Here is a 15,952-nt window from a genome sequence, read left to right as displayed (position 1 = left end):
TTGATGAACGAAATGTTTCCTTTAGCAAGCGCCGCCGGCATGACCGTCGGCCTTGCCGTTTGTGCACTGGTCATCGGGCTGGCGCTGGCGATGTTCTTTGCGGTATGGGAGTCAGTCAAATGGCGTCCTATCGCATGGACGGGCTCGGCGCTAGTTACCGTGCTGCGCGGCCTGCCGGAAATTCTGGTGGTGCTGTTTATCTATTTTGGCTCCTCTCAGCTACTGCTGACGCTGTCCGACGGTTTCACGATTAACCTCGGTTTCGTGCAGATTCCGGTGCAGATGCAGATCGAAAACTTCGATGTCAGCCCGTTCCTGTGCGGCGTTATCGCCCTTTCCCTGCTCTACGCCGCCTATGCCTCGCAAACGCTGCGCGGTGCGCTGAAAGCGGTACCGGTAGGTCAGTGGGAATCCGGCCAGGCGCTGGGGTTGTCGAAAAGCGCAATCTTCTTCCGCCTGGTGATGCCGCAGATGTGGCGCCACGCGCTGCCGGGGCTGGGCAACCAGTGGCTAGTGCTGCTGAAGGATACCGCGCTGGTGTCGCTGATTAGCGTGAACGATTTGATGCTGCAAACCAAAAGCATCGCTACGCGAACTCAGGAACCGTTTACCTGGTACATCGTCGCGGCGGCCATTTATCTGGTGATCACGCTGTTAAGCCAGTACATCCTCAAACGCATTGACCTGCGTACCACTCGCTTTGAACGGAGACCAGGCTGATGCTCGAGTATTTACCGGAGCTAATGAAAGGGCTGCACACCAGCCTGACGTTAACCGTGGCTTCCATCGTGGTGGCGCTGGTGCTGTCGCTGATTTTCACCATCATTCTGACGTTGAAAACGCCGGTGGTGGTGTGGCTGGTTCGCGCTTATATCACTCTGTTCACCGGCACCCCGCTGCTGGTGCAGATCTTCCTGATTTACTACGGCCCGGGCCAGTTCCCGTCGTTGCAGAATTATCCGGTGGTGTGGCATCTGCTGTCTGAACCGTGGCTGTGCGCCATGATTGCACTGTCGCTTAACAGCGCAGCCTACACCACGCAGCTGTTCTACGGCGCAATTCGGGCGATCCCGGAAGGCCAATGGCAGTCCTGTAGTTCACTGGGGATGAGCAAGAAAGATACGCTGGCGATCCTGCTGCCGTACGCGCTCAAACGCGCGCTCTCTTCTTACTCCAATGAAGTGGTGCTGGTGTTCAAAAGTACCTCACTGGCCTATACCATCACGCTGATGGAAGTGATGGGCCATGGGCAGCTGTTGTACGGGCGTACTTACGATGTGATGGTCTTCGGTGCAGCTGGTTTGGTCTACCTTATCGTCAACGGCCTGCTGACGCTGCTGATGCGCTTAATCGAACGTAAAGCACTGGCCTTCGAGCATCGCAATTAATTTTGCATAATTAAGAATAATGAAAACGGATAAGTCGCTGGCTTATCCGTTTTTTTTTGCAACAAACAAAATATTTACTCAGCTATATTGCATATAAATTCACACAGTGGCATTGTAGCTCCATGCCACACGCAGGGCAGCATCCAACAAGTCAGACAGACAGGAGCACATCCATGAAAAAATTAGTATTGGCCGCCTTACTCGCCACCGTTGCCGCAGGCGCTCAAGCCGCAGAGAAAATCAGCTTTGGCGTTTCCGCGACCTATCCTCCATTTGAATCAATGGATGCAAACAACAAGATTGTTGGCTTCGATATCGATCTGGCAACCGCGCTGTGCAAACAGATGCAGGCTGAATGTACCTTTACCAACCACGCGTTCGACAGCCTGATCCCAGCGTTGAAATTCAAAAAATACGATGCGGTGATTTCCGGTATGGATATCACGCCGGAACGTAGCAAACAGGTTTCCTTCACCGACGCCTACTACGCCAACTCCGCGCTGGTTATCGCTAAAAAAGGCGAGTTCAAAAGTTTTGAAGATCTGAAAGGCAAACGTATCGGGATGGAAAACGGGACGACCCACCAGAAATACCTGATGGATAAGCACCCGGAAGTGAAAACCGTGGCCTATGACAGCTACCAGAACGCGATTATTGACCTGAAGAACGGCCGTATCGATGGCGTATTTGGTGATACCGCCGTGGTGAATGAGTGGCTGAAAACCAACCCGCAGCTGGGTGCGGCGACGCCGAAAGTAACCGATGCGCAGTACTTCGGTACCGGCCTCGGCATCGCGGTTCGTCCGGACAACAAAGCGCTGCTGGAAAAACTTAACGGCGCGCTGAAAGCGATTAAAGCCGATGGCACCTATCAGAAAATCAGCGACCAGTGGTTCCCACAGTAAGTGAAAATACCCCGCAGGCATCGCGCCGAGCGGGGTTTCTTTTTACAGTGGGACAAAGAAGCGGAAACAGGCTCCTGCGGACGCTTCCATCAACCGAATCCCCCCGCCATGCAGTTCCAGCATTCTTCGTACAATCAGTAAACCCAAACCACCGCGATTTTCCCGCACGCTCTGCGGGTTCAGCGCCGACGGCCGCTGGAATAACTGATCGCGCAGTTCCTGCTCTACACCCGGCCCACTGTCTGCCACTTCTACCTGCAGCTGTGTCCCTTCCTGCCAGACGCGTAGTGCAATAGTTCCACCAACCGGCGTATGGCGCACGGCGTTATCCAGCAGATTGGTCACCACCCGCTCCATCATTGAGACATCGGCCAGCACCTGCGGCAAGCCGCGAGGCATATCGACCTGAAGCTTCAACTGCCGGGTTTCAATTGCCAAATCGAATTTCTGCGCCACGTCTTGAATCAGCTCGCCAATGGCAAAACGCTCCAGCTGCGGCTTAATCCCACCGTGTTCGAGCTTCGCCAACTCAAAAAGCTGCTGCGATAAATGGCGAACCTTATGTCCTTGCCGCAGCGCAATCGCCAGGTATTGCCGGTTATCGGCAGGCGACAGCGTGTCAGCCTTCATTGACAGCGTTTCCAGATACCCCAGCAGTGAAGTCAGCGGCGTGCGTAAATCATGGGAGATATTGGCGATAAATTCGCGGCGCTGCCGGTCGCTGTCGGAAAGCTGATCCCATTGGTTGGCAATTTTGCGCGCCAGTTCGATAAAGGTATTACGCAAAATCGCCACTTCATTAGCCGGATGGCTTTCTGGCTCCTGCTGCGCCAGCTGCTTAATCGCACTGATGCTGTCCTGATCCAGCCCACGGACATCGGCGGTCAGCTTCTTCACCGGACGCGTCACCCAATACCAGACGGTCATGCCCGCCAGCAGACCAAACAGCGCAACCAGAAGCAGTGACCACGTGAGCGTGCTCCACAACGTTTCGCGCCATGCGGTATCGGCCAGCGCGTTAAGATCTTCCCCCTGCAAAATAATGTACAGATAACAGTGAAGTTCACCGTTGAGGCGCACTGGTGCAACGCTAAAGACCTTTTGCTTATCGATGCTGCGCGGATCATCGCCGTAAACCGGCCAGGCAGCGCCTGAGAGAAAGGCTTGCAGCGGCGCAACGGCAATGGTCTGCCGCTTCAAATGACCGGCTGGCGCGGCATCGGCCAGCAGCTGGCCTTCCGGTGAAACCAAATACAGCTCGACGCTGGGATTGAGCGTCATCAGGCGGTCAAACAACGTTTTGAGCGTCTGCCGATTCACATTACCCTGCGCATCCAACAGCGGTTCGCTTTTGACAATTTGCTGTGCCAGCCCTGCCGACAGCCGCTGCACCATCGCATTACCGTACTGACTACTGCTATAGAGCTGCACGCTGCACACCGCCACGGCACACAGCAGCAAAATAGAGGTGAACACCAGCGTTAAGCGCTGGCTAAGACTCAATCGACGGATCATAGTGCAGACTCCGTTTTTTCAGTCGCAAACTTATAGCCTTTACCCCACACGGTCAGAATGATTTCGGGTTCAGCGGGATCGCGCTCAATCTTAATCCGCAGACGGTTGATGTGGGTGTTGACGGTATGCTCATAGCCTTCATGCTGATAGCCCCACACCCGGTCGAGCAGTGACAGGCGGGAAAAGACCTCGCCAGGATGACGCGCAAACCAGTACAGCAGGTCGAATTCGCGCGGCGTCAGTTCCACCGGCTCACCGCGCAGACGCACTTCTCGCGACAGCGGTTCGATGTCGAGGCCGTGGCAGGATATCGAGCCGCTTTCCAGGCGGATGTTTTGCCCCATCGCCTCCTGACGGCGGAACAGCGCCTTGACCCTGGCAATCAACTCCAGCACGGAAAAGGGCTTTGGCAAATAATCGTCGGCCCCCATCTCTAGCCCCAAAACGCGATGCGTTTCGCTGGTACGCGCGCTGATAATAATCACCGGCAGATAGCGCGTCATTTGGCGGATGCGACGGCAAATCTCCAGCCCGTCCACGCCCGGCAGCATTAAATCGAGGATCACGGCGTCCCAGCTCTGTTTTTCAAGCTGCACCAGTGCCTGATTGCCATCGGCTTCATGCACTATCTGATAGCCTTCATCCTGCAAGTTCAATCGCAGCAGGGTGGCGATGTCCTGGTCGTCTTCCACCAGCAGTATTTTCTTTGCGCTATTCATCACTTTTCACCGACAGTCTTTTCTCAAGCTTAACGCAGGCAGCCGCGGCAAGTTATCACATTTTATTTAAACTTCCGTGAGGATCTGGTGATAGGAAACCGCGCAAGCTGTGGACATGTCATTCACGGAGAGCCGGCCATGTCCGCATCGCGTCCTGCAAACATTCACCCACTGTGGCTTCGCTGCTGCCACTGGGTTAACGCTATCGCCATCGCCGGTATGCTGTTTAGCGGCTGGCGCATCTATAACGCTTCCCCGCTGTTTGATTTTACGTTTCCGGCGAGCCTCACGCTCGGCGGCTGGCTTGGCGGCGCATTACAGTGGCATTTCGCCATGATGTGGGTGCTGGGAATCAATGCATTGGTCTATTTGACGCTCGGCACGATCACCGGCCGTTTTCGCCGCAAATTCTTCCCACTATCACTTCGCGAGCTTATCCATGACCTGTATCAGGCGCTGCGCGGCAAGCTACAGCACGCCGATCTTAGCCACTACAACGCAGTGCAAAAACTCGCTTACTTAGGCGTGATTCTGCTGGGCATCGGGCTGGTGCTGTCCGGTCTGGTGCTGTGGAAATCGGTGCAGTTTCCGCTGCTGCGGGAGCTGCTCGGCGGTTACGACGCCGCCCGCTACATCCACTTCTTCTGTATGAGTGCGATGGGTCTGTTTGTGGTGATTCACCTGCTGATGGTTTTACTGGTGCCGCGCACTCTACTCGCCATGCTGCGCGGACGCTAAGGACAACAAGATGAAAAAACCGACCTTTCTTTCCGCCAGCGATTCACATTATTTGGTTAAGGACGCAGAAAAGTTGCTGAGCCCAGACCGCCGACGCCTGTTGCGTCAGGGTTTAACGCTCGGGGGCATCATGATGCTCACCGGCTGTGATATTAGCGACAACGAAAGCGTAGAGACGGCGCTGTCCCGCATGTCCCGCTTTAACGACCGCGTACAGGGGTTCCTGTTCAGCGACCGCGATCTAGCACCGGAATACAGCGAGTCGCAAATCACGCGGCCCTTCCCGTTTAACGCCTTCTATGGCCCAGAAGATATCCCGAAAGTGGATGGACGTGATTACCAACTGGAGATCCGCGGTCTGGTGCAGACGACGAAAAGCTGGACGCTGCCAGAGCTTTATCACATGCAGCAGGTTAGCCAAATCACCCGCCATATCTGCGTCGAGGGTTGGAGCGCCATCGGCAAATGGGGCGGCGTGCCTTTCCGCCAATTCCTGGGGCTGATTGGCGCCGATAAACGCGCCAAATATGTCAGCTTCCGCTGCGCGGATGATTACTACACCAGCATCGATATGGCTACCGCGCTCCATCCCCAGACGCTGTTGGCCTTAACCTGGGATAACCGCATTTTGCCTCCCGAGTACGGCTACCCAATGAAAATCCGTATTCCGACCAAACTCGGATACAAAAACCCGAAGCACGTTTTATCTATCGAAATCACCAATCGTTTCCCGGGCGGTTACTGGGAAGACCAGGGCTACAACTGGTTTGGTGGAAGTTAATACCCAAAACATAAATGATGAGGAAATACCATGAAAAAGATGATGATTGCCGCTGCCGCTCTGTCTGCCCTGTTTATGGTGAACGTCCAGGCCGCCGACAGCATGAGCAAAGATGCGATGAAGAAAGACGGTATGGCGATGTCTCACGATGGCATGGCTAAAGACGGCATGGCGAAACCACACGACAAAATGTGTAAAGACGGCATGTGTAAGGATGGGATGACCAAAAACGGCATGCACAAAGACGGCATGAAAAAGGACAAGATGGGAAAAATGGATAACATGGCGAAAGACGGGATGAAAAAAGACGCCATGAGTCAATAAGCCCTACGTGATAACCCGGCGGCCTTTGGCTTGCCGGGCTGTCATCACCACGTTAGTTACGCACTAACAGCGTCAGCACTTCATAATGCGCCGTGTGTGGGAACATATCGAACAGCTGTACCCGTTCCACGCGGTATCCCCTCAGGTGGGCGAAATCCTTCGCCATGGTCTGCGCATTGCAGCTGGAGTAAACGATGTACTCCGGAGCCATCTCGCTCAGATAGTCACACAGCGCTTTGCCAATCCCACGACGCGGCGGGTTCACCAACACCAACTGCGGAACTTCGCCCTGTGCGGTAGCAAACTGGGTCGAATCCAGCGCCTGGAAATGCAGTTTGTCGAGCCCCAACTGTGCCGCCGACTGTTTGGCGCAGGCAATGGCCTCTGGGGCAATTTCAATTCCGGTGAGCGTCATCTCCGGCGTGGCGCAGTGCAGGCCAAAACCGCCAACGCCACAGAACAGATCCCACATATGGTTGACCGGCAGCGCCCTCACCCAGTCACGCGCCGTCGCGTACAGCGCGCTGGCTACGGTAGGGTTGGTCTGGAAGAAGCTCTGAGGACGGATCCACAGCGGCACGCCATTAAAGGTTTCCGCCAGCGCCTGCTGCTCGGTAAAGAAAATTTCCTGCTCGCCTTCCATGATAGCCATATGCACCGGCTGAATATTCGCGGTGATCACTTTGAGCTGCGGCAGTTGCGCCTGCAGCCACGGCAGCGCCGCGCGCAGTTGTGCCAGTTTGTCCTGCGAGCGCAGCACGAAGCGCAGCATCATACCGCCGTTCTGCTGGCTTTCGGTGAGCAGCAGATACTTGAGCTCGCCGCGCTTGCGCGCCACGTTGTAGGGCGTCAGCCCGGCGCGGGCGATAAACGGCTTTAGAACGGCAAATACGGGCGCAAAGCTCTCTGGATAGAGTGGACAATCGGTAAGGTCTTCTGGAGTGCCATCGCGATGCAGCATGCCGAGCAGCGGTTTTTCTACGCTCCCGCTGACCACCATTTTAGCTTTATTGCGAAAGCCCTGTTCCGGGCCGCAGACGGGTGCGCACCAGTCGCCGACGGCAAAATCCGCCAGCAGCGTCTGGAGATCGGCCATTTTGGCCGCAAGTTGCTCGCTAATCGGTCGCTCAATCCACTGACATGAACGACAACGTTCGGCATCATAAAGTGCGCACTGCATACAAAGACCTTCACAAAAACGGGGGCGTGGATTGTATCACCGTTATTGTAAGCGGAAAAATCGCCGCGAGGTGGAGGGAACAAATAGCAGGAATAAAACCAGCAAATCCGGCATTTTTTGCATCACCAGCGAACGAAAAATTTCCCGTTTGGACTCCCCGGCAATACTGAACAGCTCCGGGTAACCGTAGCCGAGCGAAGCGGCCCACAGATAGCTGGCGGCAATCACCTGAGTGAGTAAGTAAACCCAACGCGCCCAGTTTCGTCCTTTCACCAGCGAAAACGCGCAGCCAATCTCGACAAAAACCAGGATCAGACTGCTCAGAAACACCAGCGTCAGCGTCCAGGTCTGTACGCTGCGATGAATAAAATCGCCAATACCGGCAAACCCCAACAGGTTTAAGATCATCAACAGATCGAGGCAGCGGATTAAAATAATCGCGAGCGCAGCCACCTGCACGATAGCAGGAACATTCAAACGGGCATGCGACCGACGAGTTCGAGTAAACAATTCCAATGTATTGCCTTCCATGAAAACGATGCCGCGAACGTTCGCGGCATCGACTGCATATCCGTATCGATTTTAAGTGGATTATCCGCGTCTTGCACGCTGGATATCGCGTACCCGTTGTTTTTCTGCGCGCGCCATCAGATACCAGGCGATTAATCCGACAATTCCGACGACGCCAAGTATCAGCGACGCCAGGGCGTTAATCTCCGGATTCACCCCCATACGTACGCTGGAGAAGACCAGCATCGGCAAGGTGGTGGCACCGGGCCCCGATACGAAGCTAGCAATAACAAGATCGTCGAGCGATAGCGTAAAGGCCAGCAGCCAGCCAGAGATCACCGCAGGCATAATCATTGGCAGCGTAATGATGAAAAAGACCTTCAGCGGCGTGGCACCGAGATCCATCGCCGCCTCTTCAATCGAATGATCAATTTCACGCAAACGCGAGGAGATCACAACGGCGACATAGGCGGTACAGAACGTTACGTGCGCCAGCCAAATGGTGAGCATCCCACGATCCGCCGGCCAGCCGATGGCGTGCGCCAGCGCTACGAACAGCAGTAGCAGCGAAAGCCCGGTGATCACGTCCGGCATAACCAATGGTGCGGTGATCATAAAGGCAAAACCGTTTGACCCACGGAAGCGTCCAAAGCGCACCATCACCATCGCCGCAATCGTGCCAAGAATCGCCGCCATCGTTGCCGCCGCAGCAGCAATGGTCAGACTCAGCCCCACTGCGCTCATCATCGCGTCATCGCGGAACAGTTCGCCGTACCAGCGCGTTGACCAGCCCGCCCACACGGTCACCAGCTTCGAGCTGTTGAACGAGTAGATAACCAGCATCAGCATGGGGGCGTAGAGGAACGTAAACCCAATCACCAGAATCAGGATGCGCCACGGCGAGCGCACGACCGGTAAGTTATTCATCCGTGATCCCCCATCTGTTTCTGCTGATATTTGTGGAACCACATGATCGGGACGATCAGCAGCAACAGCATGACGATCGCCACCGCCGAGGCCACCGGCCAGTCGCGGTTATTGAAGAACTCCTGCCACAGCACGCGGCCGATCATGATGCTATCCGGGCCGCCCAGCAGTTCCGGGATCACGAACTCCCCTACCGCCGGGATAAATACCAGCATCGACCCGGCGATAATCCCGCCTTTGGTGAGCGGCACAATCACACTGAAGAAAGTTTTCAGCGGGCGCGCACCGAGATCCAGCGACGCCTCAACCAGCGAGTAATCAATACGGGTCAATGCGGTGTAGATAGGCAGCACCATAAACGGCAGATAGGCGTAAACAATCCCGATATACACCGCAAGGTTGGTGTGCAGAATAGTCAGCGGCTGGTCAATAACGCCCAGCCACATCAGGAAGTTATTCAGCACGCCGTTATTTTTCAAAATCCCCATCCAGGCATAGACGCGAATCAGAAACGAGGTCCACGACGGCAGGATCACCAACAGCAGCAGGATATTACGGGTCGACGGTTTGCTGTGTGCAACCGCCCAGGCCAACGGATAGCCAAGCAGCAGACAGCAAATGGTCGAGATAGCTGCGACCTGTAGCGACTGGAGATAAGCTTCAAAATAGAGCGGATCGTCGGTCAGCTGCAGGAAGTTGCCAAAGTTCAGCGTCAGGCTCAGTTGGCCATCCGCCCATTCCATTAGGTCGGTATACGGTGGAATGGCCCGCGCCATTTCGGCGAGGCTGATTTTAAAGACAATCAGGAACGGCAGTAAGAACAGTAAAATCAGCCAGATATACGGCATCGCAATGACCAGCTTGCGGCCATGTTTCATGTTGATGCGCGCCAGCCATAGGGCCAGGCCGCCCGGCTTGTGCGGGCGAGCCGGTGGTTCATAAATACTCATCGCCCCTCCTTAAACCGTCAGTACCACACAGCTGTCGGCGTGCCAGCACAGACGTACTTCATCCCCCCAGGTCGGCAACCCTTTCTGGTAGCGATGCTCGTTCTGTAACTGAGCGCTGATCATCTGGCCGCTCTGCAGCCGCACGTGGTAGATAGAGAGATCGCCCAGATAGGCGATGTGCACCACTTCACCGACGGCAAAGTTATAGCCATCGGCCGGCGGCTCGTCACAAAGCATAATTTTTTCAGGACGCAGCGCCACGTAGACTGGAACGTTATCAACCACCGAGGCGTCGGGATCGACTTTGAGCGGATGCACCAGCCCCGGCGATTCAATCACCAGGCCATCTTCCTGACGCTCTTTTAATAGCCCCTCGAAGACGTTGACTGAACCGATAAATTCGGCGCTGTAGCGCGTCGTTGGGTGCTCATAAATCTCTTCCGGCTCGCCGATTTGCACGAACTTGCCGCGGTTCATAATGGCGATACGTCCGGCCATGGTCATGGCTTCTTCCTGGTCGTGGGTCACCATCACGCAGGTCACGCCAACGCGCTCCAGGATATCCACCACTTCCAACTGCATCCGGTCACGCAGCTTTTTATCCAGCGCGCCCATTGGTTCATCCAGCAGCAGCAACTTGGGCCGCTTTGCCAGGCTTCGCGCCAACGCCACGCGCTGACGCTGACCGCCAGAAAGCTGGTGTGGTTTACGTTTGGCGAATTCCTGCATATGCACCAGCGCCAGCATTTCGCTCACGCGAGCCGTGATTTCAGCTTTCGGCAGTTTGTCCTGCTTCAAACCAAAGGCAATGTTTTGTTCGACGGTCATGTGCGGGAAGAGCGCATAGGACTGGAACATCATATTAATTGGGCGTAAATACGGCGGTACCTGCGCTAGGTCGACGCCGTCCAGCACAATCTGTCCGGCGGTCGGCTGTTCAAACCCTGCCAGCATACGCAACAGCGTCGACTTACCGCAGCCGGAAGCGCCCAGCAGGGCAAAGATTTCGCCTTTATAAATGGTGAGGTTAACGTCATCGACCGCGTGCTGACCGTCAAACGATTTGGTCAGGTTACGGATTTCCAGCAGCGGGGTAAGCGCTTTGCGAGTTTTCGCCTGTGGGCGGGGAATAGCGTCGTTCAATCTGGTGCTCTCCGGCAAAAAACAAATATCGATATGACCCGGTTGTCACATCAACCCCTGGCAACCGGCCGGGCGGCCGGTTGCCAGATTGGGGCAGCTGCACTGCCCCGGTGCATGTCCATCACCTTTTAGGTGATGGAATTATTTCCCGCTTTTTACTTTCGTCCATGCGCGCGTTCTGACGCGGTCAATTTTTGGATCCTGGACTTTCAGCGTAAACAGCTTGGCGAAGACGTCAGCCGGTGGATAAATTGCCGGGTTATCGCGAACCTCAGCGCTCACCAGCGGGGTCGATGCTTTATTACCGTTGGCATAGAACACGTGATCGCTGATATGAGCGATAACGTCTGGGCGCATCAGATAGTTGAGGAACTGATAGGCTTCATCTTTATTTTTGGCATCTGCCGGCATCGCGAAGACATCAAAGAATGCCAGGGCGCCCTCTTTCGGAATGAAGTAAGAAACGTTCACGCCGTTCTTCGCCTCTTTCGCACGGTTCGCCGCCTGCCAGACATCACCCGCCCAGCCGATGGCCACGCAGATATCGCCGTTGGCAAGATCGTTAATGTATTGCGAAGAGTGGAAGTAGCGAATGTTTGGACGCAGCTTCAGCAGCAGATCGGTCGCCGGGCCGGTGTAATCATCGGCTTTAGTACTGTTCGGATCTTTGCCTAAATAGTTAAGCACGGTGGCAAAAATCTCTTCCGGTGCATCGAGGAATGAGACACCGCAGCTTTTCAGCTTCTCCAGGTTTTCTGGCTTCATCACCAGATCCCAGCTGTTCAGCGGCACGTCTTTGCCCAGCACCGCTTTGACTTTATCAACGTTATAACCAATACCGGTGGTCGCCCACAGATAAGGCAGCGCGTATTTGTTGTCCGGGTCGTGACGAGCCACCAGCTTCAGCACATCCGGGTCGAGGTTTTTCCAGTTTGGCAGCTTGCTCTTATCCAGCGGCTGGAAGACGCCAGCGGTCAGCTGACGCTCAAGGAAACTTGCCGAAGGCACCACCAGGTCAAAGCCGGTGCTGCCGGCCATCAGCTTGCCTTCCAGCACTTCGTTGGAGTCGAATACGTCGTACACGACTTTAATCCCGGTCTCTTTTTCAAAATTTGCCACGGTGTCCGGCGCAATATAGTCAGACCAGTTATAGACATGCAGCGTTTTTTGTTCTGCAGCGAGCACGCTTGCCGAGGCAGCCATCAGCGCACCCGTCACCAGACCTGTTAACCATTTTTTATTCAAGGCGGCCATATCTCTTATCCTTCTCGTCGCCCGTTAACAAACGGACTAAATATACGCAATTTAGAGTATGCAGAAATCATGCATATTATTTCGGACCATACCCAAAATAATTCGAGTTGCATGAAGGCGGCCAGGGAGTGAATCCCCAGGAGCGTACATGAGTACGTGACTGGGGTGAACGCGCGCAGCCAACGCACAGGCAACTTGAAGTATGACGGGTATATATGAGAGAGAAGAGACCGGGCTCCCCTACAATCATTGCTCGCAACACCGATGCAAGAATCTCGCCAACAATGATTATTGTTAGCAATACAGAGGGGGCATCGATATGTCGCAAGAATAACTGTAGCCCGGGTCAGAGGCTATAGGTCAGTGTAAAAAACGCCTTTTATCAATTTTTTATGCAAGATCACTCTATCTGATAAGCCAAAAGCGGCAATCAGGTAGTGAAAGAATCTTTAAAATTAGGTTAATAACAGAATAAAAGAATGTGATACGCAGCCACTATGGCAGTGACTGCGCTATTTCGCGGGCTGGATTAGTGAAGAAAATGGTATTGAATATCTTCCGGCGGCTGTTCAGCCTCTTCGGCCTTGTACAGCAGGTCGTGCGCGGAGGCCTCAAGAATCACCATGGAGACCTGCTCTTCACTTTGCTGCACAAACGAGGCGAACTGTTCGAACGTCACCCCAACGGATGCGGATAAAGACTGGCAAACCACCAGTTTTGGCAGATTATCATCCTGCATATCGAGAAACGCTTTTACGGTCAGCGAACTGGCGTTAATCGCCGAGAGATCGGCCCCCAGCGCCAGCAGCGCAGAAGGTTTGACCTCGGCCAACGCGGAGAACAGCACGACGTTATCCATGAGATCGATTTTGGCATCGAAGATGCCTTCAAAATTTTGCATATGCGGCAGGTGCAGCGCCTGACAGGTGTCGCACTCAAAAAAGCTCATGCCCATTTCGTCGAGCCACTGACGTAACGTATCCAGACTCGGGACGACGAGAGAATCCATATTGCCTATGACCTCATGCAGTAAAATAACAACTCAGAAAAACAAACTACCGGGCGCAGGCCCGGTATAAGTACGATTTTAGCGCACAGTCTACGCAAAAATGGCTGTGCATACCACGATAGACGTACTATCCGCCGATTTTCAGGCAAAAGCCGGGGTGTGCCTGGCGCTCGATCCACTCGATCATTTTGCCCGCAATATCGACTCCGGTGGTGGTTTCCACCCCTTCCAGCCCCGGTGAAGCGTTTACTTCCATTACCAGCGGACCGCGATTGGCGCGTAAAATATCAACGCCAGCCACATCAAGCCCCAGCGTTTGCGCGGCTTTCACCGCGATTTCTCGCTCGGCTGGAGTGATGTTGGCGACGGTCGCCACGCCGCCGCGATGCAGGTTCGAGCGGAAATCGCCGTCCTTTGCCCGCCGTTCAATCGCCGCAACGACCTCATTCCCCACAACTAAACAGCGGATATCACAGCCTTTGGCTTCTTTGATGTACTCCTGAACCAGGATATGGGCATTCAGGCCGCGAAACGCATCCACGACGCTTTCCGCCGCCTGCCGCGTTTCCGCCAGTACCACGCCAATACCCTGAGTCCCTTCCACCAGTTTCACCACCAGCGGTGCACCACCCACCATATCGATAAGATCGCTGGTATCGTCCGGCGAATGGGCAATGCCGGTGACGGGAAGATCGATGCCCTGGCGCGCCAGCAGCTGCAAAGAACGCAGCTTATCGCGGGCACGGGTAATGGCCACCGATTCGTTTAGCGGATAGCTTCCCAGCATTTCGAACTGGCGCAGCGCAGCCATACCATAGTAGGTAATCGCCGAACCAATACGCGGGATCACTGCGTCGAAGTGCGGCAGTTGCTGCCCTTTGTAATGAATGGACGACGCCGCAGGGTTAATGTTCATGTAGCAAGAAAGCGGATCGAGCACTTCAACAATATGCCCCCGGCGCTTGGCTGCCTCACGCAGACGCTTGCACGAATAGAGCGTTCCATCCCGGGACAAAATGGCAATTTTCACCCTTTACCTCTCCAGAAGACCTTAAAAAAGCCGACTTATGATACCGCGCCCACTGAACTGACGGCATGCGCCCGAACACAATTTCAGGCTTTCGCTACGCCGGTTATCCGTGCTCTATCAGCACGTTGCCCATCCCTGTTTATGCAGGTAGTCGAGAATAAACGGCCGATTCTCTTTGATGAGCGTACGACGAATATGGTCGCTCCAGGTATCCCGGCGCGCGTTGGTGCTGCGCGACAGATAATATTGCGCCAGCTGTTCGTCATAGCGATCCAGCTCCGCCTTATCGAGTGGCTGATAGTGGTTTTCATGAACCAGCAGCGTAGCCGGCAAACGTGGCTTGAGATCCGGCTGACTGGCCGGCCAGCCGAGGCACAGGCCAAACAGCGGCAGGACGTGTTTTGGCAAGCCGAGCAGATCCGTGACCTGCTGGATATTGTTACGCAGGCCGCCAATGTACACGCCGCCAAGACCCAGCGACTCCGCCGCGGTCAGCGCATTTTGCGCCATCAACGATGTATCCACCACGCCCAATAGCAGCTGTTCAGCCAGCCCTAATTGTGCGTCCGGGCAAATTTCCAGGTGCCGGTTAAAATCAGCGCAGAACACCCAAAACTCAGCCGCTTGCGCCACGTGGGCCTGGCCGCCAGTCAGCTCGACCAACTGTGCACGCATCGCTTTATCGGTGATGCGGATGATGGAAGTGCACTGCAAAAAGCTGGAACTTGACGTTGCCTGCGCGCTGGCGATGATCGCGTTGCGCTGCTCGTCGGTAATAGGTTCGTCGGTAAACTGGCGAATGGAGCGATGGTTAAGCAGAACCTCAATGGTCGGTGTCATCTTTATTTTCCTTTTTACGCGGCAGGTCAGGATTCATCAACTGCGGGGCGACCGTACGGGCAATGCCCCAGAAAAGTACCGCCGCGGCGGGCAGCATCAGCGCAATACCCACAAAAATCATCACCACCGCCGCCAGCGGGCTGGCGAAAGGGTCAGGCAATGTGACGTATTGATTGAGCGACAGCCACGCTGCCGCCAGCACAACCATGCCAATCGCCTCGAGTATCAACACGCTTTTCGGGAGTGCTCCGAGCGAACGCATACTTTTCCTCCAGTGAACCTGTACCGCATTTTCTTACGCTATTGACGACGAGTATAACGGCAAGCCTGCAAAAAATATTTAGCCAAACATAGCCTGGATGAATCGTAATAACAGGCAAAACCTTCTTTCCCCTTTATCCACCGCGCGGCATGATAAGCGCCATTCGCCGAGAGGCACATTGATTAGTCCGCTCGTTTAAGGAGAGACATATGTTTACCGTTATTTTTGGTCGTCCTGGCTGCCCTTACTGTGTTCGTGCAAAAGAGCTGGCGGAGAAACTGACTCAGGAGCGTGACGATTTTAACTACCGTTACGTCGACATTCATGCGGAAGGCATCACCAAAGCCGATCTGGAAAAAACGGTGGGTAAACCGGTTGAAACCGTGCCACAGATTTTTGTCGATCAGCAGCACATCGGCGGATGTACAGATTTTGAAGCCTGGGCGAAAGAAAACCTCGGCCTGTTTGCTTAAGAAC

Annotated in this window: 19 protein-coding genes; 7 read left to right on the top strand and 12 right to left on the bottom strand. The window is 54.7% G+C overall.

Annotated features, from left to right (window positions below; genetic code table 11):
- The first annotated feature begins 3 nt into the window (after positions 1 to 3).
- From artQ to artJ, 3 genes are all read left to right on the top strand, one after another.
- Positions 4 to 720 (top strand): arginine ABC transporter permease ArtQ, encoded by a 717-nt coding sequence (gene artQ / locus KP80_RS14220; RefSeq protein ID WP_052284309.1) that lies wholly within the window; start codon positions 4 to 6, stop codon positions 718 to 720.
- Entirely contained in the window at positions 720 to 1,388 is a 669-nt protein-coding gene (gene artM, locus KP80_RS14215) for an arginine ABC transporter permease ArtM (RefSeq protein ID WP_052284308.1), read from the top strand. Before artQ ends, artM begins: the two co-directional genes overlap by 1 nt.
- Positions 1,389 to 1,561: 173 nt before the next feature.
- Positions 1,562 to 2,293 (top strand): arginine ABC transporter substrate-binding protein ArtJ, encoded by a 732-nt coding sequence (artJ, locus tag KP80_RS14210; protein ID WP_052284307.1) that lies wholly within the window; start codon positions 1,562 to 1,564, stop codon positions 2,291 to 2,293.
- Between the two features lie 42 nt (positions 2,294 to 2,335).
- Here artJ and KP80_RS14205 read toward each other — a convergent pair whose 3' ends face one another.
- Together KP80_RS14205 and KP80_RS14200 are read right to left on the bottom strand one after the other, a co-directional pair.
- The gene (locus KP80_RS14205) at positions 2,336 to 3,808 is read right to left on the bottom strand and encodes a sensor histidine kinase (protein ID WP_052284306.1); all 1,473 of its coding nucleotides are present in this window, start codon (positions 3,806 to 3,808) and stop codon (positions 2,336 to 2,338) included.
- A complete protein-coding gene (locus KP80_RS14200; protein WP_052284305.1) occupies positions 3,805 to 4,527 on the bottom strand; it encodes a response regulator transcription factor in 723 nt (240 codons plus the stop codon). The genes KP80_RS14205 and KP80_RS14200 overlap by 4 nt, the downstream gene beginning before the upstream one ends.
- A gap of 138 nt (positions 4,528 to 4,665) precedes the next feature.
- Here KP80_RS14200 and KP80_RS14195 point away from each other — a divergent pair, with 138 nt between their 5' ends.
- Genes KP80_RS14195 through KP80_RS14185 form a run of 3 tightly spaced genes read left to right on the top strand, consistent with a single transcriptional unit; the run spans position 4,666 to position 6,370 of the window.
- Positions 4,666 to 5,265, top strand: coding sequence for a cytochrome b/b6 domain-containing protein (locus tag KP80_RS14195; protein WP_052284304.1), 600 nt, complete (start codon positions 4,666 to 4,668; stop codon positions 5,263 to 5,265).
- A 10-nt stretch (positions 5,266 to 5,275) separates the two neighbouring features.
- Positions 5,276 to 6,046: a molybdopterin-dependent oxidoreductase gene (locus tag KP80_RS14190; RefSeq protein ID WP_052284303.1), complete on the top strand. Its 771-nt coding sequence runs from the start codon at positions 5,276 to 5,278 to the stop codon at positions 6,044 to 6,046.
- A 30-nt stretch (positions 6,047 to 6,076) separates the two neighbouring features.
- The gene (locus tag KP80_RS14185; RefSeq protein WP_052284302.1) at positions 6,077 to 6,370 is read left to right on the top strand and encodes a pentapeptide MXKDX repeat protein; all 294 of its coding nucleotides are present in this window, start codon (positions 6,077 to 6,079) and stop codon (positions 6,368 to 6,370) included.
- 52 nt (positions 6,371 to 6,422) lie between these two features.
- Here the strand turns inward: KP80_RS14185 and rlmC are convergent, their stop codons facing one another.
- The 10 genes from rlmC to KP80_RS14135 form a co-directional block, all read right to left on the bottom strand.
- Positions 6,423 to 7,550, bottom strand: coding sequence for a 23S rRNA (uracil(747)-C(5))-methyltransferase RlmC (gene rlmC / locus KP80_RS14180; RefSeq protein WP_052284301.1), 1,128 nt, complete (start codon positions 7,548 to 7,550; stop codon positions 6,423 to 6,425).
- Between the two features lie 42 nt (positions 7,551 to 7,592).
- Complete coding sequence (locus KP80_RS14175) at positions 7,593 to 8,081, bottom strand: YbjO family protein (RefSeq protein WP_052284300.1); 489 nt, start codon at positions 8,079 to 8,081, stop codon at positions 7,593 to 7,595.
- 60 nt (positions 8,082 to 8,141) lie between these two features.
- Positions 8,142 to 8,987, bottom strand: coding sequence for a putrescine ABC transporter permease PotI (gene potI / locus KP80_RS14170; RefSeq protein WP_052284299.1), 846 nt, complete (start codon positions 8,985 to 8,987; stop codon positions 8,142 to 8,144).
- The gene (potH, locus tag KP80_RS14165; protein WP_052284298.1) at positions 8,984 to 9,937 is read right to left on the bottom strand and encodes a putrescine ABC transporter permease PotH; all 954 of its coding nucleotides are present in this window, start codon (positions 9,935 to 9,937) and stop codon (positions 8,984 to 8,986) included. Before potH ends, potI begins: the two co-directional genes overlap by 4 nt.
- Before the next feature lie 9 nt (positions 9,938 to 9,946).
- A complete protein-coding gene (potG, locus tag KP80_RS14160; RefSeq protein WP_052284297.1) occupies positions 9,947 to 11,080 on the bottom strand; it encodes a putrescine ABC transporter ATP-binding subunit PotG in 1,134 nt (377 codons plus the stop codon).
- A gap of 141 nt (positions 11,081 to 11,221) precedes the next feature.
- Positions 11,222 to 12,334 (bottom strand): spermidine/putrescine ABC transporter substrate-binding protein PotF, encoded by a 1,113-nt coding sequence (gene potF / locus KP80_RS14155; protein WP_052284296.1) that lies wholly within the window; start codon positions 12,332 to 12,334, stop codon positions 11,222 to 11,224.
- Between the two features lie 529 nt (positions 12,335 to 12,863).
- Entirely contained in the window at positions 12,864 to 13,343 is a 480-nt protein-coding gene (locus KP80_RS14150; RefSeq protein WP_052284295.1) for a YbjN domain-containing protein, read from the bottom strand.
- A 127-nt stretch (positions 13,344 to 13,470) separates the two neighbouring features.
- The gene (gene rimK, locus KP80_RS14145) at positions 13,471 to 14,373 is read right to left on the bottom strand and encodes a 30S ribosomal protein S6--L-glutamate ligase (RefSeq protein ID WP_052284294.1); all 903 of its coding nucleotides are present in this window, start codon (positions 14,371 to 14,373) and stop codon (positions 13,471 to 13,473) included.
- Between the two features lie 117 nt (positions 14,374 to 14,490).
- The gene (gene nfsA / locus KP80_RS14140) at positions 14,491 to 15,213 is read right to left on the bottom strand and encodes an oxygen-insensitive NADPH nitroreductase (protein WP_052284293.1); all 723 of its coding nucleotides are present in this window, start codon (positions 15,211 to 15,213) and stop codon (positions 14,491 to 14,493) included.
- Entirely contained in the window at positions 15,197 to 15,475 is a 279-nt protein-coding gene (locus KP80_RS14135; protein WP_052284292.1) for a YbjC family protein, read from the bottom strand. Before KP80_RS14135 ends, nfsA begins: the two co-directional genes overlap by 17 nt.
- A gap of 209 nt (positions 15,476 to 15,684) precedes the next feature.
- Here KP80_RS14135 and KP80_RS14130 point away from each other — a divergent pair, with 209 nt between their 5' ends.
- Positions 15,685 to 15,948: a GrxA family glutaredoxin gene (locus tag KP80_RS14130; protein WP_052284291.1), complete on the top strand. Its 264-nt coding sequence runs from the start codon at positions 15,685 to 15,687 to the stop codon at positions 15,946 to 15,948.
- Positions 15,949 to 15,952 lie beyond the last annotated feature (4 nt).

Source organism: Kluyvera genomosp. 1 (genome assembly GCF_001266615.1).
Classification (GTDB): Bacteria; Pseudomonadota; Gammaproteobacteria; order Enterobacterales; family Enterobacteriaceae; genus Kluyvera; species Kluyvera cryocrescens_A.
This window is presented reverse-complemented; position numbering and strand designations above follow the sequence as displayed.